Genomic DNA, 20,703 nt, shown 5'->3' with positions numbered 1-20,703 from the left:
TGGTCCTTAGGGTTGCAGGCATGAAGGATGTTCATTGGTCCATGCCTCCTAGACTCGGATTCGTGGGTCAAGCAGGGCGTAAACGATATCCGCCAGCAAGTTGAAGATGATTGCGGCGGTACCGGTAACCAGGAAGAACGCCATCACAGGTGCCGGGTCGACATGATCCAGGCCGGTTGCGAACATTTCGCCCATGCCCTTCCAGCCGAAGACGCGCTCGGTAATCACGGCACCGCCGATCAGGCCGGCGAAGTCGAAGGCTGCAATGGTGGCGATGGGGATCATCGCGTTGCGGAACGCGTGCCGGAAAATCACGGTGCGTTCGCTCAATCCCTTGGAACGGGCGGTGCGAATGTAGTCCTGGCGCTGCACTTCGAGCATGGAAGAACGCGTGTAGCGCGAATAGCTAGCCAAAGAAATCACTGCAAGCAGGATGGTCGGCATCAGCAACTGGGTGCCGTTATCCAGGAAGTGATCCCAGAAACCGCCTTCGAGGTTAGCAGTGGACGACCCGATGGTCGCGATGGGGCGACCCTTGACATCCAGGAAACCAGGCCAAGCGCGGAACATGTGATCGACAACGGTCAATCCTGCACCGACAACACCGGTGGCTACGGAGACGGACATCGCTGCTTTGCGCAAGCGGCCGCCCATGAAGCGCCCGACTACTGCCGGAATCGCTACCGCGAGGACCAATCCGAACAAGAGGATCCATGCGTTTGGTTCCAGCAGCATGTAGAAGGTCGCGTAGTACATGGCCAAGACCAGCACGACGGTAATCAGCGCCGGGTACAGCACGCGCTTTTCATTCAGGCCAACGCTCATGGCAGTGGCGCTCAAGGCCACGAGTGCCGTCAGCACGATGATGATTGCGGGGCCCATTTGCGGGTAGCGGTAGAAATTCAGCCAAATGCTGTACTGCAGCACCAGCGGGACGAAAACAGCGGCAGCTATGAAGGTGATGCCACGGCGCTTCAAGGAGCCCCCGAGGAACATCTGCAGGACGAGTCCGACGACGATGCCTATGGCTATGGATGACCCCAGGGATATCTGCGGATCCGCCAGCCAGTCGTTGTAGCTGATCGCCAGGTACTCCTTGAGCAGCACAGCTGCCCAGAAGACGGGAAGCGAGAAGAAGAGGAAGGTCATGAAGGTAACGATGTAATCCAGGCCGGAGTACTGGCGGATTGCAGTCAAAACGCCAATGGCGATACCCAGAACCGCGGCGATCACCGTAGCGAGCACTACCAGCCGCAAGGTGGACGATGCGGCATTGGCCAGCAAGCCGGAGACCTCTACGCCGTTGATATTCTGTCCCAGGTCGCATTGGCCAATCAGGCATTTGCTGGCGCCGGTCAGCCAGTCCCAGTAGCGTCCGTACCAGGGTGCATCCAGGTTCATGTATTCCACACGCTGGGCCATCAAATACTCGCGGTTATCCGCGTTGCTTTCGCGGAGGTCCTTGAGCGGGTCACCTGAATTGATTACCAGTACGTAGAGCAAGAGCGATGCGGCGAACAGCACGGCAAGTGCTGAGCCTAGTCTCTTGGCGATAAATTTCCACACGGTTCTAATGTCCTACTTTCATCTCACGGAAGTGAGCCGGCCCTTGAGGTTGGGGACCTTTGAACACACTGCGGGGCCCGATTTTTGATCGGGCCCCACATGTGCTCACTCACATTGTGCAAGTACGTTGCCTAGGGGCAATTACTCAGCACGTACCCACTGCTCGGCGTTCCAGACGATCTGGTCCTGCGTTGCGGTGTGACGGACATTTTGGATATCCGAACCCGAGGCGCTCAAGCCTGGGTGGGCGAATACCGGGATGCCGAACAGGTCATCCCACAACAGCTTCTCGATCTTCTTGGTCTGCTCGGCATGGACAGCCGGGTCCAGCGAGCTTGCCAGGGTCGCCCATGCTGCATCGACTTCAGCGTTCGAGTACTGGCCGAAGTTCTGCGGCTTGCCGGTGGCGTAGATGTTCTGGCCGGAACTGATCTGGCCGGAACCTGCCCAAGCGAACAGTGCTACTTCGTAGTCGCCACGGTCTTGCGCACCGTTTGGCGAGAAGAAGTCAGCCGAACCGGTGTCCTCGATCTTGAAGCCCGCTTCATCGCAGGAGGACTTGATGGCCGAGACCTGGTTGGCGCGGCGTTCATTAGGTGCCGAGTAGCCGATGCGTACTTCGGTACCCACAGCGTCCTGCTCTTCGAGGATCTTCTTGGCGCCTTCGATATCAACCTGGTCGTAGCGGCCGTCGTAGGATGCGTCCACTATTTCCTGGTAGTTATCCTGGAACGGGAAGACTTCGCGGGAGTTCATCACGATGGCGTCAGGGTTCAGCGGCTTGATCAGGTTGTCAACAATCTGCTGACGTGGAACACACATGGCAAAGGCCTTGCGCAGTTCCAGATTGGTCATTTCGTTACCCTTGGCGAAGTTGAAGTCAAGGTGCTCCCAGGTCAGGGTGTCGCCCTTCTGGATTGCTACAGCGTCGCCAAGATTCTCCAGCTGCGCGAGCGTATCAACGGTGGGCTGCGGGTTAATGACGTCAACGTCTTTATTCTGCAATGCCTGGACCATGCTTGCGTCTTCAAGGAAGCGGAAGGTCAGTTCCTTGGTTGCAGGCGCGGGGCCATAGTAGTTCTCGTTGGCAACCAGGGTTACGGACTCTCCAGCTTTCCAGCTACCCAGCTTGTAGGGGCCGGATACAGGCGAGATCTTCTCATCGGGCAGCTTGCCCGGGTCAGTCATCCAGCCTTCGTTCCAGAAATCGGCAGCCTTCTTCAGCTTGTCGGATTCCCCAGCGAGAATGGCTTTGACGAGCTCTTCGGTGCTCATGCCCGACTCTTCGGCCACCACATGTGCTGGGTGGAGCATCCAGGACTGGAGGGCCCAGTCCGGATCAGGCTCGGCGAATTCAACAGTGAATTCCTTGCCATCCCAGTCGCCCTGCGGACCAGCTGGAACAGTGTCGCCGAGATCAACAGAGACCGAGTTGAACAGCGGCTTGTCCTTGGCACCTTCGTTGAGGTTCAGGTTCTGCACTGCCCATGCCAGCACGGAGTCGGCCACGGTGATCGGCGTGCCATCGGACCATTTGGCTTCTTCGTTGATGGTGTACTTGATGGTGAGCGGATCGTCGCTCACCTTCTCATAGCTGCCCAAGGCCTCGTTGGGGTACAGCGTGCCGTCAGTACCGAAGTAGCTGAACCCAGCGAACATCCGGTCCACGATGGCCGAGTTGTAGGTGGAATAGGTGTTCGGAGTAAAGCCGTTGTAGCTCAGGAATTCCGGGGCACCTACGGTGACGTTGATATTGTCTTCGGCAGTCTTGATATCACCCAGATCGGCTTTGCCGCTGTTTGCTGCTTCTGCCGAACCGTTGCCGCCACCTGCGCCAGCATCCTTTGATGCATCGGCGCCTGTGTCTCCGCCGCCTGGTGCACAAGCCGAAAGGGCCAGGGCCAGTGCTGCGCCTACAGCTACTGCTTTCGAAACGCGCTGAAACCGCATTTCGCCTCCTTGAGTTCTTGAACGATACGAGTGCTGGATCGGTGGATCCAATGTGGATCAGATCACATGATCAATCCATTGAGCAATAGACTAACCCGAATTTTCTGGCTTGGATATAGAAAGAAGCGCTTCAGATATTGCCGCGACTCTCCCCCTGAGAGTCATTCGCAACGCGCTTGTTACCCACGGGTTTACGAGATCCAGCTCACATCCCCGAGATTTCAAGGATTTCTTTCAGATTGGGAAAAATCAATCGGGCAACTGTTTCATGCATGTTGACTCGCGGAGTGATTTATAACATTTTTGCAACGTTTGTTTCAGATTGATTAAATCTGAAATATTCGTTGAATATGACGTTGCTTGAGCTCAGGTTAAGCGCTGAATGGGCCGGTGAAACCTTACGGTTTCACCGGCCCATTCAGCGGATTTCCGAGCTGCTAGATCAGCGAAGCTCCAGGGATCGCAGCCAGCAGGTTGCGGGTATATGCACTCTTTGGCGCATCGAAAATCTCGTCCGTCGTTCCCTGTTCGACGATCTTTCCGTGTTCCATCACGCATACGTTGTCCGCGATCTGGCGGACTACAGCCAGGTCGTGGGTAATGAACAGGTAGGTAAGGCCCATTTCGCGTTGCAGCTCATCAAGCAGCTCAAGCACCTGGGCCTGCACCAGCACGTCCAACGCCGAAACAGCCTCATCGCAAACGATCATTTCCGGCTGCAAGGCCAGAGCACGCGCGATCGCGATGCGCTGGCGCTGTCCGCCGGACAGCTCGTTCGGGAAGCGGTGCATGGTGGATGCCGGCATGGAAACCTGATCCAGCAGTTCCTTGACCTTCTTCTCCCGTGATGCCGCGTTACCAATACCGTGAATGCGCAGTGGTTCTTCGATGGTTCGGAATATCGAGTACATCGGATCCAAGGATCCGTACGGATCCTGGAAAATCGGCTGGACACGTCGGCGGTACTTGAACAAGTGCTTCTCGCTCAGGTTGCCAATCTGTTCGCCATCAAAGATGATCTCGCCCTCGGTCTTGTCCAACAGGTTGAGCACCATCTGGGCGATGGTGGACTTGCCGGAACCGGACTCGCCTACCACGGCGGTGGTGGTGCCCTTGGGGATCTCGAAGGACACGTTGTCCACCGCGGTGAACTTCTCCTTCTTGCCGAACCCCTTGCGGATATCGAAGACCTTCGTCAGGTTGCTGACTTTCAGCAGCGGCTCGGCCTTGCCCGGAATTACCTCATCAACAATCGCCTCGTGCTTGTCTCCACGCTGTGCTGACAACGATGGAGCCGAGTTGATCAGGCGCTGGGTGTACGGGTGCTTGGGGTTGCGCAGAATCTCCAGCGCTGGGCCATATTCGACGACACGCCCCTTGTACATCACGACGACCTTCTCGGCACGCTCTGCTGCCAAGCCCAGGTCGTGGGTAATCAGCAGCACGGCGGTGCCCAGTTCACTGGTCATGGTGTCCAGATGGTCCAGGATCTGCTGCTGCACGGTGACGTCCAGTGCGCTGGTTGGCTCATCGGCAATCAGCAGGCGCGGGCGGCAGGCCAGGCCAATGGCGATCAGCGCACGCTGACGCATGCCACCGGAGAATTCGTGCGGGTACTGCCTCGCACGCGTCTCCGGATCGGGCAAACCTGCATCGGCCAAGACCTGGGCTACACGCTTGTTCGGGTTATCCCCCGCCAAGCCGTTGGCTTTCAGGGTTTCCTTGACCTGGAACCCGATCTTCCAGACCGGGTTCAAGTTGGACATCGGATCCTGCGGAACCATGCCAATATGGTTGCCGCGCAGCTCTACGAATCGCTTTTCGCTCGCTTGGGCGATGTCCTCGCCGTCAAAAAGAATCTGGCCGGATGAGACCTTGCCGTTGCCGGCCAACAGGCCGATAGCAGCCAGTGCCGAAGTTGACTTGCCGGAACCGGACTCGCCCACGATGGCCACGGTTTCCCCGGGCATCACGGTGAAGTTGGCGTCGCGCACTGCGTGCACTGGACCGTCAGGAGTGGAGAAAGTGATCGCCAGGTCCTTGACTTCCAGCAGAGGCTTTGGAGTTGCACTCTGAGTCATTGCTTAGGCTCCCTTCCGGGCCTTCGGATCCAGTGCGTCGCGCACTGCATCGCCGAGCATGATGAAGCTCAATACCGTTACCGAAAGGAACAGTGCTGGCCACATCAGCATGGTCGGGTTATTGCGCAGCTGGGTACGTGCGGAGGAAATATCGTTGCCCCAGCTCATGACGTCTGGCGGAAGCCCGACGCCCAGGAAGGACAGCGTGGCCTCGGCAACGATGTATACGCCGAGGTTCACCGTGGCAACAACAATGATCGGTGCCAACGAGTTCGGGATGACGTGCTTGACCAAAGCGCTGAACTTGGACAGGCCCAACGCGCGCGAGGCCTTCACGAAGTCCGCGTTGCGGGCCTCGATCACTGCGCCGCGGGTAATGCGTGCCAGCTGCGGCCAGCCGAAGATCGCAAGGGTGATGATAACCGTCCAAACGCTTCGGTTTTCACGGAAGGCAGGAAGCTGCATCACGATGATGGCGCCAAGGATCAGCGGCAGCGCGAAGAAGATATCGCCCAGACGAGCCAGGATGGTGTCGATCCAGCCGCCGTAGTAGCCTGCCAGGGCGCCAATGGCACCGCCGAGCAGCACCACGATGAGGGTAGTGAATACGCCTACGAGCAGCGAAGCACGCGTGCCGTAGATCGTACGGGCGTAGATGTCGCAACCCTGCAGGTTGAAGCCCATGATATGTCCTTGGCGTGCTGGCTCATTGGAATTTTCCAGCAAGCATGCCTGGTTGCCAGTCGGATCAATGGACGTGAACAGCTGCGGGAACGCAGCTACAACCACGACGGCGATGATCAGAAGCGTGGAGATGATGAACAGCGGTTGCTTGCGCAGTGAACGCCATGCTTCAGCCCACATGGACAATGGCTTGCCGGTTTCCTTGACAGAATCCACCGCCTGCAGCGGAGTCTCCTCCAATGGGGCCACGTAGTGCTCAATTTTGTACTTGGAAACTTTGCCGGCACGGGTGTTTCGGATGGGAAGGCCGTCTTCGGGATTAAAGTTCTGGTTCTCAGGCATAACGGATCCTTGGGTCAAGCAGTGCGTACAGCATATCCACGATCAGGTTGGCGATCACGAAGACGATCACCAAGACGCCTACAACGGCAACCACCGTCGGGGTTTCGCCCTTCTGGATTGCCTGGTAGAGCAAGTGGCCGACACCGGGGACATTGAAGATACCCTCGGTAACAATGGCGCCGCCCATGAGTGCGCCCAAGTCGGCGCCAAGGTAGGTCACGACTGGAATCAGCGAGTTGCGCAAGATGTGCACGGTGACAACGCGGTTGCGGCTCAGGCCCTTGGCAGTTGCGGTGCGCACATAGTCAGCGGTTTTGTTCTCAATGATGGAGGTACGCGTCAGTCGCAAAACGTAAGCCAGAGAAACGAGTCCCAGGACCAAGGCCGGCAGGATCAGTTCGCCCCAGGTTGCCGAACCGGAAACGGTTGGCTTTGCCCATTCGAGCTTGACTCCGACCACGTACTGGAGCAGGAAGCCCAGTACGAAGGTTGGAACTGCGATGACCAGCAGCGATGCGATCAGGACGGTCGAGTCGAACAATTTGCCCTTGCGCATGCCGGCGATGACGCCGAAGATGATGCCGAAGACAGATTCGATCAGCAACGCCAGTATCGCCAGGCGTGCAGTGACAGGGAATGCTCGTGCGAGCATCTCCTTGACTTCTTGGCCCGAGAATGAAGTTCCCAGGTCCAAAGTCACCAGGTTCTTCAAGTACAGGCCGTATTGGACCCAAAAAGGCTTATCCAAGTTGTATTGCGCAGTTAGGGCCGCTTGGGTGGCATCACTCATTGGCTTGCCGCCGGAGAGTGCCGCGATTGGGTCACCGGGAGTCGCGAAAACCAAGAAGTACACCAGCAAAGTAGCACCGATAAACACCGGGATCAGCTGCGCGATTCTCTTCAGGGTAAAACTTAACATGCTTGCATCTCACCTCGAGACACATGTGGGCACAAGGCCATTTTTATCCTCTTTCCGTCGATAAAGTAATCGACGTGTATTTTTGCGAGGCAGGACGGACACGCCAAAGGGAGACCCTGAGCTGCTCGGATCTCCCTTGACGAGTTTTCAGCTTCTATTCGCTCTGATTAGGCCGAATGCTGAAGGAAACTTATTTGCCAGTGATTTGCTGGTACATAGGAACACCGTTCCAGCCGAACTCAACGTTATCCACGTTTTCGCTCCAACCACCCTGAACTGCCTGGTACCACAGCGGGATAGCCGGCAGATCCTTGAACAGGATTTCCTGTGCTTCGTTGAAGATCTTCGCACCCTCAACAGGATCCGTGGCGGACAGGCCCTCGGTCAGCTTGGCGTCGAATTCCTTGCTGGAGTACTTGCCGTCATTCGAACCAGCCCCGGTACCGAATAGTGGACCAAGGAAGTTGTACAGCGATGGGTAGTCGGCCTGCCAACCGGTACGGAATGCACCGGTCATCTCGTAGCTGGTGACCTTCTCGCGCAATTCCTTGAAGGAGCTGAATGGCTTGGCCACGGCGTTGATGCCCAGGTTGCTCTTCAACTGGTTGACGACAGCTTCGACATATTCCTTGTTGCCAGCGCCATCAACGTTGTAGCCGACGGAGAATTCATCGCCGGAGTCCCACTTGCTGATTGCATCAGCCTCTTCCCACAGCTTCTTGGCTTCAGCCCCGTCGAAGTCCAGGACTTCGCTGCCTGGAACCTCTGCGTTATAGCCTTCAAGTACCGGTGCAGTGAAGTCGTCGGCCTTGATCTTGCCGCCGTTGTACACCTTGTCGATGATCAGCTGGCGGTCAATGGCGCGGGAGATCGCTGCACGGCGGAGGTTGCCCTCTTCACCCTGCTTGAAGTGCTCCAGGTAACCCGGAATGGTAATGGTTGCGTTGCCAGCGTAGGGCGAGTTGATCGAGCGGTCGCCCAGATCAGTCTCGTAGGAAGCCAGCGAGCTTGGCGGGATCTGGTCCAGCACGTCCAAGTTGTTGGACTGCAGATCGCTGTACGCCGAGTCGGTGGACTGGTAGACCTTGAAGTCGATGCCGGCGTTAGCCGCCTTGCGTGGTCCGTCGTAGCTCTCGTTGACGTCCAGCTTCAGGTTCACATCGTGGTTCCACTCGGTCAACGTGTATGGGCCGTTGCCGATTGGCTTTTCGCCAAAGGCCTTTGGATCCTCGAAGGCCGCTTCAGGCAACGGCATGAACGCCGTGTAGCCCAAGCGCAGCGGGAAGTCGGACTCAGGCTGGGACAGCTCGACGGTGAAGGTGGTGTCATCCACTACCTTCAGGCCTTCCATCTCTTCCTTCTTGGAGCCTTCCTTGTTGACCTCATCGAAGCCCTTGATGGATTCGAAGAAGTACGAGTTCAGCTGTGCGTTCTTTGCCGCGGCGCCGAAGTTCCAGGCATCCACGAACGAAGCAGCAGTTACTGGGGAACCATCCGAGAAGGTATGTCCGGCCTTCAGCTTGATGGTGTAGTTCTGGGAGTCTTCGGTTTCGATGGACTCAGCGAGTTCATTGACCGGAGCGCCCTTTGCGTCATAGCTGACCAAACCGGTGAAGATCAGGTCCATTACGCGGCCGCCGCCAACTTCGTTGGTGTTAGCCGGCAGAAGGCCATTCTGCGGTTCGGTGGTGTTTGCGGTGACGACGTACGAGCCGTCACCTTCGCCACCGGCGGTTTCATTGGAACCGCCGCCACAAGCGGACAGGGTCAGCGCCAAGGCTGCAGATAAAACGACAGCCTTAGATGCGTGCGAGTATCGCATCCTATTTCTCCTCAACAGATCGTTGCTGCTTCTGCATTTCGCAGAGCCGTGCAGGCAAGCGTGAGCTATAGCACGTAGTGAATGAGATTACATCAAACATTGCGAAACAACCAATGAATAGTCATGAAAGCAATGCTTGAAATCGGGTTACTCACCCGGCTGAAATAACTTCAGCCGGGTCAGTTTTTATTTAAGCTCAAATAAAAATATTCATCATTCCGGGGTCTTCCAATACCGAGCCGACACCTGCGAGGAACTCGCTTGCTTCCTTGCCGTCAACCACTCTGTGATCGAAGGACAAAGCCAAAGTCATGGTGTGGCGAAGGGCAACTTGGTCTTGGTATTCCCAAGGCCTTCGTTTCACTTGGCCTAATGCCAGGATTCCAGCCTGCCCCGGAGGTAGAATCGGGGTCCCGGCATCCACGCCGAAAACCCCCACATTGGTAATGGAGAATGTGCCACCGGTCAATTGGGCTGGTGACAACGTTCCTTCGCGGCCCTGGAGAATAATCTCGCTGAGTTCAGTTGCCAATACGGGCAACGTCTTGGCTTGGGCATTTTTCAGCACCGGAACCAGCAAGCCGCGGTCACTTGCCACAGCCATGCCCAGATTCACTGACCCGAACTCAATGATTTCGTCAGCCTTTTCATCCCACGTCGAGTTCAGCGCAGGATAAGTCTTCAGCAATCTCGTCACCACGAGCGCCGCCAACGTTGTGATGTTGAGTTTCCGGTCCTTCAGCAAGCGATGCGAACGCATTCTTTCCACCAACGCCATGGATTCGGTGACGTCAATAGTGAGGAACTCGGTGGCATGCGGTGCAGTAAACGCCGACTGCACCATCGCTTTGGCTGTGGCTCTGCGGACGGCGGTGATCTTCACATGGCGGTCCACATCCGGCGAGGACGCTGGCTCATTTCCCCTTGCCGATGAGGTGCTGGTACCTACGGAATCGATGGCCTGCTGAACATCCCTACGCAGCACCAGCCCACCCTCGCCGCTGCCGGCGAGCGCCGAAATATCGACTCCATGATCGCGTGCCAGCTTGCGTACGGGCGGTGTGCATCGAGTCGTCTCATGTTGCTCGCGCTCAGGACTGGCCGGCGCGGCATCCGGTGCGGATGCAACTGGTTCCGCCAATTGCGCCGCTCCCCCGTTGCGGGAGCCACGAGCTTTTCGCGTTGGACGGTTGCCGGTGTCTGCCGGGGCACCGTAGCCAACGAGGGTTGGGGTGCGCTCGACGGCCGCACTTTCCCCATGATTTCCGGGACCTGCTGCTGGCGGCTGCCCGCCGGAAGCGCCTGGCTCCTGATCAAAAGTGACCAGCGGACCGCCAACCTGCACTGTTTCACCTTCGGTGGCATGCAGAGCCTGAACGAAGCCGGCATACGGCGAGGGCAGTTCAACCACTGCCTTGGCGGTTTCAACTTCGGCAATGATCTGGTTGAGCGCAACATGCTCGCCAACCTTGATTTTCCAATTCAGCACCTCGGACTCGGTGAGCCCTTCGCCGAGGTCCGGGAGTTTGAATGTGTGGGCGGTCATCACTTGGCAGCTCCTTCGGTTGCCTCGTTGTGGCGCATCACGGTATCAACCGCGTGCATCACTCGATCCAAATCGGGCAGGTGGTGGCTTTCGAGCCGCGATGGCGGATACGGAATATCGAATCCGGTGACGCGCAATGGGGCGTGCTCCAGATAGTCGAAGCAGCGCTCGGTGATTTCGGCACAGATTTCTGCACCGATACCGCTGGTGCGGCTGGCTTCATGGACTACAACCAGCTTGCCGGTGCGCTTGACGGATTCGGCCACGGTGTCGATATCCAACGGATCCAAGGTGCGCAGGTCGATGACCTCCAGACTGGTGCCTTCATCTTCTGCGGCCTTGGCCGCATCCACCAAGGTGTAGGTGGTCGGGCCATAGCCGACCACGGTGACATCTTCACCGGGTCGGATGATCTTGGCCTTTGGCGATCCGTCTGGCGTTGGAGCCAGAAGTTCAGCTGTGCTTTTCTCGTGGTAGCGGCGCTTCGGCTCGAAGAAGATGACCGGATCATCGCAATCGATGGCCTGGCGCAACATGCTATAGGCATCTTCGACACTTGAAGGCGCGAAGACGCGCAGACCGGCGGTGTGGGCGAAATATGCTTCCGGCGATTCGGAGTGGTGCTCCGGTGAACCGATTCCTCCGCCGTAGGGAATTCGAACTGTCACCGGCATCTTCACACGGCCCCGGGAACGGTAATGCAATTTAGCCAGCTGGGATACTAGCTGGTCAAAGGCCGGGTAGGTGAAGCCGTCAAACTGGATCTCCACTACTGGGCGATAGCCTCGGTAGGCCAGGCCGATGGCGCTGCCGACAATGCCGGATTCTGCCAGCGGGGTATCGACGACGCGGTGCTCGCCGAATTTGGATTTCAGGCCATCGGTGACCCGGAAGACGCCGCCGAGGGTTCCGATGTCTTCACCAAGCAGGATGACTTTCTCGTCCTCGTCCAGGGCATCGTGCAGCGACTTGTTCAGCGCCTTGAGCATGGTGGTTGCCACAGTTACTCTCCACCTTCAAAATCTGCCAAGTAGTCCAGATAGTTCTTGGCTGCGCGTTCGGTTGGTTCGTGCTTCTCGGCATATACATTGGTGAACAGCTCTTCCACCTTGGGGTCCTCCATGGTGGTGATCGCGACGCGAAGCTTCGCGGCCAGATCATCGGCTGCGTTCTGGGCACGCTGCTCGTAGGACTGCACATCGGCACCCATCTCATGCAGGTACTTCACCAGGCGGTCGATAGGGTCCTTGGCTTTCCACTCTTCGAGCTGCTCGCTCTTGCGGTAGCGGGTTGGATCATCGGCGGTGGTGTGCGACCCCATGCGATAGGTGACCGCTTCAATGAAGGTTGGGCCCAGGCCGTTGCGCGCGTGATTCAGGGCGGCCTTGGTGGCTGCGTAGACTGCAAGGATGTCATTGCCATCCACCCGCCAGGTCTTCAGCCCGAAGCCGTGGGCACGGTCGGCAATCTGGGTGCGGCTTTGCAGGTGGACTGGTTCGGAAATGGCCCACTGGTTGTTCTGGCAGAAGAACAGCACTGGCGCCTGGTAGCTGGCGGCGAAGACCATGGCTTCGCTCACGTCGCCCTGGCTGGTGGCGCCATCGCCAAAGTAGGCCACAGAAACTTGCTTGCCCCCGTCGAATTTGATTCCCATTCCGTATCCGGCTGCGTGCAAAGCCTGGGAGCCAATGACAATCTGCTGGCAAGCAATATTGACTTCATTCGGATCCCAGCCGCTGGCCTGGGCCCCGCGCCACACGCTGAGCAGATCTTCTGCTTTCACTCCCCTGGCCCATGCGACGCCATGCTCGCGGTAGGAAGGGAAAATGAAGTCATCCGCTTCGGTGGCGCGGACCGAGCCGATTTGTGCGGCTTCCTGGCCGAGCAACGGGGCCCAGAGTCCTAGCTGGCCCTGGCGCTGCAATGCGGTGGCTTCATTGTCCATGCGGCGCAGGACCACCATGTCGCGAAGGAAATCTGCAAGGTCCGCTTCTTTGAGGTCCTTCAGATAATGGTCAAGTTCTTCGTCCGGGATTCGTTTCCCGTCGACGTTCAGCAGCTGATGCGTGGGTAGGCATCCGGCGGCTACGTCAATGTGCTGTGTGGACACGATCGGCATCCTTACTCTCACGTAGTCGGTTGCGGGTTTTCATTCACAAACACCGCTTAATGTGATGCTACTCACGCAAGGCAGGATGCACAATGGTGTTTTTGGAATTAGAGCAAAACGCACTGTTTATGAGAACCCGTCAGTGCTAACGTGCACATTATGCAACTTCTGGACACTACCGACCGGCGCATCCTGCTGGCCCTCTCGACCGCAGCCAAGCGCACCGGCTCGGCTATCGCCACGGCTTTGAACCTCGGGCGAAATACCGTGCAGACGCGGATGACCCGCCTGGAGAATGAAGTTCTTGATTCCATTGACCGCCGCATCCCGCCCGAAGTGCTGGGCTACGGGCTGCTTTCCTTTGTCGAGCTGCATGTTGAGCAACGCCATCTCGGGGATATCGCCGCCAAGCTCGAAGCCATCCCCGAGGTGCTTGAAGCACACGGGCTCACCGGCTCTGCCGACATCTTGGTGCGGGTAGCGGCCAAAGACGCCGAGGAGCTGTTTCGGGTCCATGGACAGCTGCTGCATATAGACGGAGTGAATCGTGCGGACTCGGCACTATCCATGGCCGAGCTCGTCCCCTACCGCACCACCGCTTTGCTTCAGCACTCGCTAGCCGATAACGCGTAGCGCACAGGGCAGCAAAAAGTTCCGGGAACCAGCCGGCTGGCTGGTTCCCGGAACTTCGCTATTGAGTTTTATGTATTCTTCGCCTTAGTGGTCGACTGCCTTCTCGGCACCGACACCGGTCAGCGAACGAACTTCCATTTCCGCCTGCTTGGTAATGTCCTCGACACGCTTGTCGGTAACCGAGCCCAGCCAGCCTAGGAAGAAGGCCAGCGGAATGGAGACGATACCCGGGTTAGCCAGCGGGAAGATCACCATATCGATGCTTGGGATCATTGCGGTCTCCGAGCCCGAGAACACTGGCGAGAAGATGATCAGCAGCAAAGCCGAACCCAGGCCGCCGTACATGGACCACACTGCGCCGCGGGTCTTGAAGCCCTTCCAGAACAGCGAGTACAAGATGGTTGGCAGGTTAGCCGAAGCGGCCACCGCGAAGGCCAATGCCACCAGGAAGGCCACGTTCTGCCCCTGGGCACCGATGCCGCCAGCGATAGCGAAGACTCCGATAACCAAGACCGTGCGGCGGGCAATCTTCATTTCCTTCTCTGGAGTGGACTTGCCCTTGGCAATCACCGACGCGTACACGTCATGGGCGAAGGATGCCGCCGCGGTGATGGTCAAGCCCGCCACCACAGCAAGGATGGTTGCGAAGGCCACTGCAGAGATCAGGCCCAGCAGCACTGTGCCGCCCAATTCGTAGGCCAGCAGCGGTGCCGCAGAGTTCACGCCGCCTGGAGCCGCCTGGATTCGATCCGGGCCAATCAGTGCACCGGCGCCGAAGCCCAGCACCAGGGTGAACAGGTAGAAGGCGCCGATCAGCCAGATAGCCCAGACGACGGACTTGCGGGCTTCCTTCGCGGTAGGAACGGTGTAGAAGCGCATCAGCACGTGCGGCAGGCCGGCGGTGCCAAGCACCAAGGCCAGGGCCAGCGAGATGAAGTCCAGCTTGGCAGTTTCAGAAACACCGTACTTCATGCCCGGATTCAGGATCTCAGGGTTGCCGGCTACTTCAGCTGCCTTGCCCAGCAGGTCGGAGAAATTGAAGCCGAACATGGCCAGCGTCCACACGGTCATGATCAGCGCGCCGGCGATCAGCAGGCAGGCCTTGATGATCTGCACCCAGGTGGTGCCCTTCATGCCGCCAACCAGCACATAGAGGATCATCAATGCGCCAACGATAACGATCACCAGCGACTGCCCCAGCTTCTCGTCAATACCCAGCAACAGGGAAACCAGCGCGCCGGCGCCAGCCATCTGCGCCAGCAGGTAGAAGACGCACACTGCCAGCGTGGAGATGGCCGCGGCGATGCGCACCGGACGCTGCTTGAGGCGGAAGGACAGCACATCGGCCATGGTGAATTTGCCGGTGTTGCGCAGCAGCTCCGCAACCAGCAGCAAGGCAACCAGCCAAGCAACCAGGAAGCCGATCGAGTAGAGGAAGCCGTCATAGCCCTGGATGGCGATAGCGCCAACGATCCCCAGGAAGGAGGCTGCCGAGAGGTAGTCACCGGCAATTGCGGTGCCGTTCTGCGTTCCCGTGAAGGAACGGCCGCCTGCATAGTAATCCGCAGCGGTCTTGTTGTTCTTGGAGGCGCGGAGCACGATCACCATGGTGACGCCCACGAAGGCCAGGAAGATGGCGATATTGACCAAGGGGTTGCCGACCTGGGTCGACTCTCCCGCGGCCTGGGCCAGGATGCTGAGCTGGTTCATTTAGTTCACTCCCTCGCTCTCTAGGCGTTCACGGATTTTGGTTGCCTTGGGGTCGAGCTTCTTATTCGAAAAACTGACGTAGGCCGCGGTGATCGCGAAGGTCGACACGAACTGCAGCAACCCGAGAACAATACCCATGTTGATATTGCCGAGAACCTTGATGGACATGAAGTCGTGGAAGTAGTCGGCTAGCAGCACATAGGCGAAATACCAGACGAGGAAGAAGACTGCCATCGGGAAAACAAAACTGCGGTGGGTCTTTCGCAGTTCCTGGAATTCCTCGGATTGGCTCTCCTTGACGAAATCAACGTCAGCAGCGACGCCGTGTTCCGGGTTGGCACTCATGATGCCCTCCTTGAGCGAGTTGATGATGTGACTGGGCGCACATCGGTTTTGTGACTAAGTTCACTATTGGCGATAAACCCGTTGGCGACTAGGGGGCTTGCACAGCTCGTGGCTCAACGGACTGCTTTCTGCGCCCAACGGCGCAGCATGGCGCGCTGAACGGTCGGCAGATCAGGCAGGGCCCTAAGATGGGATACATGTCTCCAGCGCTGCAAGTCACCCTGATCGTCGCCATTGCGATGGTCGGAATCGCTCTTGTCGGCTACATCGGTTTCAGGATTTCCCGCTCCACCAAGGAAATGGGTACCGACGTCGAGGAAGCCACCTACAAGACGTTGCACCACATGTCCGTTGCGGTTCCCCATTTGGAGCGCGGCCTGACTGAGGACGGGGCGGCCAAAAGCGCCAAGGCGCTGCGCAGGCTCTTGAACTGCCAGGTATTGCTGATCAGCGACACCACCCATGTGCTGGCCACCGATGCAGGGGCCGATTTCACCGCGGAACTCGAAGAAGCAGCCTCCAAGGTTTCCAAAAGCGCGCTGGCAACCGGCAAAACCCAGGTAGAACGTTCCTCCGGCATGGACTTCGTGTCCGCGCCGATCACCGTAGGAGATCAAAGCGTGGGAACGGTGACCGCGCTATCACGCAGGGCCGGCGCCAGCTTCGTTCGGGCAGTTTCCGAGGTAGCGGTCTTTGTATCCGCGCAAGTTTCCACCGCCCAGCTCGATGAATCCAAGGCCATGCTGCTCGAAGCGCAGATGCGTGCCTTGCGCGCTCAGATCTCCCCGCACTTCATCTACAACTCGCTGAATGCGATCGCCTCGTTCATCAATACTGATCCCGCTCGAGCCCGTGAGCTGGTCATAGAATTCGCCGACTTCACCCGGTACTCTTTCCGCCGCCGCGGTGAATTCACCACCCTGGCCGAAGAACTGGAAGCCATTGACCGCTACCTGTTGCTGGAAAAGGCCCGTTTCGGTGAGCGCATCAAGGTCTCCTTGCAGATCGCTCCCGAGGTGCTGCCCACGCAAATTCCCTTCCTGGCCTTGCAGCCACTGGTTGAAAACGCGGTACGCCATGGACTCGAAGCCCGGCCAGATGGCGGAGTCATCTCCATCACGGCCACCGAAGACGGAATGCACGCAGTCATCAGCGTGGAAGATGACGGCATGGGCATGGATCCCGAGCAGCTGTCCAGTGTGCTAGCTGGCGATACCCCGAATATGCACGTAGGCCTGCGCAACGTCGACCTGCGCATGCGCCAGCTCTACGGCAATTCCAATGGACTGGTGGTGGAGACCGCGCCGGGGGCCGGAACGCTGATCACTTTGCGTGTCCCGAAGTTCCGTCCGCCCAACACGATCACTTCCGATGCATAGAAAAATCCAATAAACGGTAGAATTTTCGCATGATTAACGTGGTGGTCGCCGATGATGAACTTCCAGCGGTAGAAGAAATCGCTTTTCTGCTCAGCCAGGATTCCCGCATCGGGAAAATTCACCGCGCCACCTCTGGTGCCGCGGCGCTGAAGGCGCTGGAGGAAAATACTGTCGACGCACTTTTCCTCGACATCCACATGCCGGCTTTGTCAGGCCTGGACATTGCCCGCGTCATCTCCCGGTTCACCAATCCCCCACTGATTGTTTTTGTCACCGCCGATGAAGATCAAGCGCTGCAAGCATTCGAGTTGGCCGCCATCGACTACGTGCTCAAGCCCATTCGCCCGCAGCGCCTGGCCGAATCCGTTCGCCGCATCTGCGAGCTGGTCGAGGAGACCCCTGCCAAGCCGGAAATGATCACGGTGGACCAGGGAGGCATCACCAAGCTGATCCCTCGGGCGGATATCGCCTACGTTCAAGCCCAGGGAGACTACGCCCGGCTGCACACCAAGGATTCGAGCTATCTCATCCGGGTTCCGCTCAACGATTTGGAACAGCAGTGGGGCGAGTCCGGTTTCGTTCGGATCCACCGTTCCTACCTAGTGTGCATGGATAAGATCGAAACCGTTCGCTTGCAGACCGGCAAGGCCGCTGTGCTGGTCAACAGCACCGAACTTCCGATTTCTCGTCGCGCGTTGCCATACCTGCGGGAACGCTTGGCTGCCAACCGCGTCCGCCCGCTGTAGGAAGCTGCTGGCCTTCCGTGGAGCACCTTCCCCAAGACAACAGCCGGCGAGAGCCCCTCATGCCCGGACGGTTCGCTGAGCAGCGTCCAAAACGCGTGCGTGTCCAGGCTCCGCAGGATGCATCCTTGACTGTCTCCCCCGACCGTCCCGAGCACACAGCAGAAGAATTCTATGTTCGCCAGCTGATCCGCTCCCAGCTGCGGCTGGCCTGTGCCGTCGCCGCGGGCCTGCTGGCGATGCTGGTAGGCATCAGTGCATTGCTCGTCTTTTGGCCGGTCTTCGAGGACATCCACCTGCTGGGCCTGCCCCTGCCATGGTGGGTTTTGGGCATCGGCATGTATCCACTGATCATCGTGGCCGGAATGCTCTACAACAGGGCCGCGGGACGCAATGAAGAACGGTATCGGAGCATCAGCCGTGGCTAGCCTGCTGTCCGTTTCCTCCCTGGTGATCGTTTGCCTCACCACCATGCTGATTGCCTTCCACGGCCTGCGCCTGTCCCGTACAACTTCCGACTTCTACGTAGCTTCACGCACCGTACGCCCGTGGTGGAATGCCTCTGCTATTGGCGGCGAATACCTGTCGGCGGCTTCGTTCCTGGGCGTTGCCGGACTGATTGTGCTCTCTGGGCAATCAGGTTTGTGGTTCCCCATCGGCTACACCGCAGGCTACTTGATGCTGCTCCTGTTTGTTGCCGCTCCCCTGCGACGTTCCCGGGCATACACAATTCCCGATTTCGCGCAGATCCGTTTCGAAGGCTCGCCGATGCTGCGGAAAATCACCACCTATCTGGTGGTGGTGATCTGCTGGCTCTATATCGTTCCGCAAATGCACGGAGCAGCCCTGACCCTATCCATCGCTACCGGATTCCCGAGTTGGGCCGGTCCGGTCATTGTTGCCGCGGTTGTCTGCGTGACGGTGCTGTCCGGCGGGATGCGCTCGGTGACCTTCGTCCAGGCCTTCCAGTACTGGTTCAAGCTGGCGGCCTTGGTTATTCCCACGATTTTCCTGCTGGGGCGGGCCATCCCCGAGCATTCGGCATCCGGGCATGCCCAGGCCCTGTATGCGCAGCTGGAGTCCGTGAACGCGATGAACCTCTACGAGACGGTATCCATCATCTTGGCATTGCTCTTCGGCACCCTGGGGCTGCCGCATGTGCTGGTGCGCTTCTACACGAACCCCACAGGCCAGGCTGCGCGTACCACCACGGTGATTGTGCTGTGCCTGCTCTCCGCGTTCTACCTCTTGCCGACGACTTTGGGCGTGCTGGGCTTGCTCTACACCCCGGAGCTCGGTGCCACCAATGAAACCGATGCCACCATCCTGCTCTTGCCCGGGCGCCTCTTCGACGGATTCCTGGGCGACGCCTTGACCGCAATTGTCGTCGGTGGCGCATTCGCAGCTTTCCTCTCCACCACCTCCGGTTTGGTGGTATCCCTGGCTGGTGCGCTGTCCCAGGAATTCTTCTCGGGTACCGTGCGGGGCTTCAGGATCTCTACCGTGCTGGCCACCGCCCTGCCCGTCCTGGTCGCGGTGGTGACCAATTCATTGGCCTTGGCGGGCGCCATTGGAAACGTCTTCGCCTTCACTGCATCCACCATCTGCCCGCTGCTGCTCTTGGGCATTTGGTGGCGTTCACTGACCGCTCGAGGTGCTGTTGCCGGACTGCTGGCTGGCGGCATCTCCTGCGGGCTGGCCTTGATCACCGGCGCCTTCCTGCCCCAGGAAGATGAGATCTGGATCCACCTCTTGCGCCAGCCTGCGGCGTGGAGCGTTCCCTTGGCCTTCATGGTGATGATCTTCGTATCGCGTAGCACCAAGCGGAGCGTGCCCGCCAACGTTGAACGCGTCATGGCGTTGCTCCATGTCCCGGACTGGCGGGCGAAGTTCTAGCCAGTCTCCACGGATTCTCCGGCAGGCGCGTCGCGGCCAGATGCTTCGCGTGCCGAAGCTGATCTGCGCCGGGATCCCTTGGCCAGCCCCAGAAGGACTCCGCCGAGAACCAAGCCCATCCCGATCAGGCTTTGGAGGCCGAGGCTTTCCGCTGCCAGCAATGTTCCCAGCAGGACCCCTGTCACTGGATTGAGCAGGCCAATGAGGCCAACTGACGATGCAGGGAGATGGCGCAGCCCGGTGAACCAGGCAAGATAGGCAGCCGCGGTGGCAATGAGGCTGACATAGCCGAAGCCCGCCATCGCCTGCAGGTCAAGCGCAGGGGGTGCTCCATGCACGAACAGCGCGCAGGGGACCAGTACTGCCCCTCCGGCCACCAGCTGCCACGCGGTGACACGGATAATCGGCATCCCTTCAGACCATCGTTTGGTCAGGATGAACCCGGCACTGGATAGGAGCATTGCTACCAGCGACAAGACGATCCCCAGGATATCGATGCCGGCCTGTGCATCGAATACCATGATGCCCACGCCGACGAAGCCCAAGAGGGCCCCAACCAAAGGCCAACGTGCAGGACGTTCACCGAGCAATAGCCATGCGAACAGCATGAGCACACCGGCAGAAATCGCCATGGTCGTAGCAGCGACACCCGATGGCAAAAGTTGCGCCACCACGTAGATCAGGGCAAAGAAGGCACCGATATTCAGCACGCCCAGAACCGCGGATTTCCACCACCAGCTGCCCTGCGGGAGTTTCCTGGCTAGCCCCAGCAACACCAAGCCCGCCGGCAATGCACGGATCGCCGCACCCCAGAGCGCTGAGCCGTCGGGAAGAAATTCCTTGGTGACATAGTAATTGGAGCCCCACGCGATCGGGGCTATCGCGGTCAGTGCTACCCAGCCCAGCGTTCGAAGCCGGTGCCCCGCGGAATTCAAAATATCTTCCATGGAAGATACTTTAGCTTCCTTGGAAGATAT

17 protein-coding genes are annotated in these 20,703 nt (G+C 58.6%); 5 read left to right on the top strand and 12 right to left on the bottom strand.

Translation table 11 applies throughout. From position 1 onward, the window contains the following. Positions 1-48: 48 nt before the first annotated feature. The 9 genes from M2368_RS08130 to pdhA all read right to left on the bottom strand — a co-directional run bounded on the left by M2368_RS08130 (position 49) and on the right by pdhA (position 13,029). Positions 49-1,566, bottom strand: a complete 1,518-nt coding sequence (locus M2368_RS08130) for an ABC transporter permease (RefSeq protein ID WP_105657257.1) — start codon at positions 1,564-1,566, stop codon at positions 49-51. Between the two features lie 141 nt (positions 1,567-1,707). Continuing rightward, positions 1,708-3,516 carry an ABC transporter family substrate-binding protein gene (locus tag M2368_RS08125; RefSeq protein WP_332498227.1) on the bottom strand — a complete coding sequence of 603 codons (1,809 nt, stop codon included), beginning with the start codon at positions 3,514-3,516 and terminating at the stop codon, positions 1,708-1,710. Positions 3,517-3,953: 437 nt separating this feature from the next. After that, entirely contained in the window at positions 3,954-5,597 is a 1,644-nt protein-coding gene (locus M2368_RS08120; RefSeq protein ID WP_105657255.1) for an ABC transporter ATP-binding protein, read from the bottom strand. Between the two features lie 3 nt (positions 5,598-5,600). Continuing rightward, positions 5,601-6,623, bottom strand: coding sequence for an ABC transporter permease (locus M2368_RS08115; RefSeq protein WP_286134154.1), 1,023 nt, complete (start codon positions 6,621-6,623; stop codon positions 5,601-5,603). Next, entirely contained in the window at positions 6,616-7,542 is a 927-nt protein-coding gene (locus M2368_RS08110) for an ABC transporter permease (protein ID WP_105657254.1), read from the bottom strand. Before M2368_RS08110 ends, M2368_RS08115 begins: the two co-directional genes overlap by 8 nt. A gap of 190 nt (positions 7,543-7,732) precedes the next feature. Next, the gene (locus M2368_RS08105) at positions 7,733-9,364 is read right to left on the bottom strand and encodes a peptide ABC transporter substrate-binding protein (protein WP_105657253.1); all 1,632 of its coding nucleotides are present in this window, start codon (positions 9,362-9,364) and stop codon (positions 7,733-7,735) included. A 196-nt stretch (positions 9,365-9,560) separates the two neighbouring features. Then, on the bottom strand, positions 9,561-10,910 hold the full coding sequence (locus M2368_RS08100) for a dihydrolipoamide acetyltransferase family protein (protein WP_105657252.1): 1,350 nt from the start codon (positions 10,908-10,910) through the stop codon (positions 9,561-9,563). Next, positions 10,910-11,899 carry an alpha-ketoacid dehydrogenase subunit beta gene (locus tag M2368_RS08095; protein WP_105657306.1) on the bottom strand — a complete coding sequence of 330 codons (990 nt, stop codon included), beginning with the start codon at positions 11,897-11,899 and terminating at the stop codon, positions 10,910-10,912. The genes M2368_RS08100 and M2368_RS08095 overlap by 1 nt, the downstream gene beginning before the upstream one ends. Positions 11,900-11,913: 14 nt before the next feature. After that, complete coding sequence (gene pdhA / locus M2368_RS08090) at positions 11,914-13,029, bottom strand: pyruvate dehydrogenase (acetyl-transferring) E1 component subunit alpha (protein WP_105657251.1); 1,116 nt, start codon at positions 13,027-13,029, stop codon at positions 11,914-11,916. 150 nt (positions 13,030-13,179) lie between these two features. Between pdhA and M2368_RS08085 the strand changes: the two genes are divergently transcribed. Continuing rightward, entirely contained in the window at positions 13,180-13,653 is a 474-nt protein-coding gene (locus M2368_RS08085) for an Lrp/AsnC family transcriptional regulator (RefSeq protein ID WP_388023964.1), read from the top strand. Between the two features lie 84 nt (positions 13,654-13,737). On the opposite strand, the gene M2368_RS08080 is transcribed toward M2368_RS08085, so the two are convergent. Together M2368_RS08080 and M2368_RS08075 are read right to left on the bottom strand one after the other, a co-directional pair. Next, entirely contained in the window at positions 13,738-15,363 is a 1,626-nt protein-coding gene (locus tag M2368_RS08080; RefSeq protein WP_105657249.1) for a monocarboxylic acid transporter, read from the bottom strand. Then, the gene (locus tag M2368_RS08075; RefSeq protein ID WP_105657248.1) at positions 15,364-15,708 is read right to left on the bottom strand and encodes a DUF485 domain-containing protein; all 345 of its coding nucleotides are present in this window, start codon (positions 15,706-15,708) and stop codon (positions 15,364-15,366) included. A 197-nt stretch (positions 15,709-15,905) separates the two neighbouring features. Between M2368_RS08075 and M2368_RS08070 the strand changes: the two genes are divergently transcribed. From M2368_RS08070 to M2368_RS08055, 4 genes are all read left to right on the top strand, one after another. Beyond that, positions 15,906-17,087 carry a sensor histidine kinase gene (locus tag M2368_RS08070; protein WP_105657305.1) on the top strand — a complete coding sequence of 394 codons (1,182 nt, stop codon included), beginning with the start codon at positions 15,906-15,908 and terminating at the stop codon, positions 17,085-17,087. A gap of 29 nt (positions 17,088-17,116) precedes the next feature. Then, positions 17,117-17,833, top strand: a complete 717-nt coding sequence (locus M2368_RS08065; RefSeq protein WP_105657247.1) for a LytR/AlgR family response regulator transcription factor — start codon at positions 17,117-17,119, stop codon at positions 17,831-17,833. Between the two features lie 125 nt (positions 17,834-17,958). Beyond that, entirely contained in the window at positions 17,959-18,258 is a 300-nt protein-coding gene (locus M2368_RS08060; protein WP_286172046.1) for a DUF485 domain-containing protein, read from the top strand. Further along, positions 18,251-19,726, top strand: coding sequence for a sodium/solute symporter (locus tag M2368_RS08055; RefSeq protein WP_498724330.1), 1,476 nt, complete (start codon positions 18,251-18,253; stop codon positions 19,724-19,726). Before M2368_RS08060 ends, M2368_RS08055 begins: the two co-directional genes overlap by 8 nt. On the opposite strand, the gene M2368_RS08050 is transcribed toward M2368_RS08055, so the two are convergent. Next, positions 19,723-20,673 carry a DMT family transporter gene (locus M2368_RS08050; RefSeq protein ID WP_498724329.1) on the bottom strand — a complete coding sequence of 317 codons (951 nt, stop codon included), beginning with the start codon at positions 20,671-20,673 and terminating at the stop codon, positions 19,723-19,725. The genes M2368_RS08055 and M2368_RS08050 overlap by 4 nt on opposite strands. Positions 20,674-20,703 lie beyond the last annotated feature (30 nt).

This window comes from Arthrobacter sp. JUb119, from assembly GCF_024807995.1.
In the GTDB taxonomy this organism is placed as follows: Bacteria; Actinomycetota; Actinomycetes; order Actinomycetales; family Micrococcaceae; genus Glutamicibacter.
Note: the sequence above shows the minus strand (reverse complement) of the source record. Positions and strands in the feature narration are given on the sequence as shown.

Coding starts and splice junctions, on each gene's coding strand:
- M2368_RS08120 (WP_105657255.1), bottom strand. CDS start 5,597: ATGACTCAGAGTGCAACTCCAAAGCCTCTGCTGGAAGTCAAGGACCTG.
- M2368_RS08110 (WP_105657254.1), bottom strand. CDS start 7,542: ATGTTAAGTTTTACCCTGAAGAGAATCGCGCAGCTGATCCCGGTGTTT.
- M2368_RS08065 (WP_105657247.1), top strand. CDS start 17,117: ATGATTAACGTGGTGGTCGCCGATGATGAACTTCCAGCGGTAGAAGAA.
- M2368_RS08075 (WP_105657248.1), bottom strand. CDS start 15,708: ATGAGTGCCAACCCGGAACACGGCGTCGCTGCTGACGTTGATTTCGTC.
- M2368_RS08125 (WP_332498227.1), bottom strand. CDS start 3,516: ATGCGGTTTCAGCGCGTTTCGAAAGCAGTAGCTGTAGGCGCAGCACTG.
- M2368_RS08080 (WP_105657249.1), bottom strand. CDS start 15,363: ATGAACCAGCTCAGCATCCTGGCCCAGGCCGCGGGAGAGTCGACCCAG.
- M2368_RS08115 (WP_286134154.1), bottom strand. CDS start 6,623: ATGCCTGAGAACCAGAACTTTAATCCCGAAGACGGCCTTCCCATCCGA.
- M2368_RS08070 (WP_105657305.1), top strand. CDS start 15,906: ATGTCTCCAGCGCTGCAAGTCACCCTGATCGTCGCCATTGCGATGGTC.
- M2368_RS08095 (WP_105657306.1), bottom strand. CDS start 11,899: ATGCTCAAGGCGCTGAACAAGTCGCTGCACGATGCCCTGGACGAGGAC.
- M2368_RS08105 (WP_105657253.1), bottom strand. CDS start 9,364: ATGCGATACTCGCACGCATCTAAGGCTGTCGTTTTATCTGCAGCCTTG.
- pdhA (WP_105657251.1), bottom strand. CDS start 13,029: ATGCCGATCGTGTCCACACAGCACATTGACGTAGCCGCCGGATGCCTA.
- M2368_RS08100 (WP_105657252.1), bottom strand. CDS start 10,910: ATGACCGCCCACACATTCAAACTCCCGGACCTCGGCGAAGGGCTCACC.
- M2368_RS08050 (WP_498724329.1), bottom strand. CDS start 20,673: ATGGAAGATATTTTGAATTCCGCGGGGCACCGGCTTCGAACGCTGGGC.
- M2368_RS08085 (WP_388023964.1), top strand. CDS start 13,180: ATGCAACTTCTGGACACTACCGACCGGCGCATCCTGCTGGCCCTCTCG.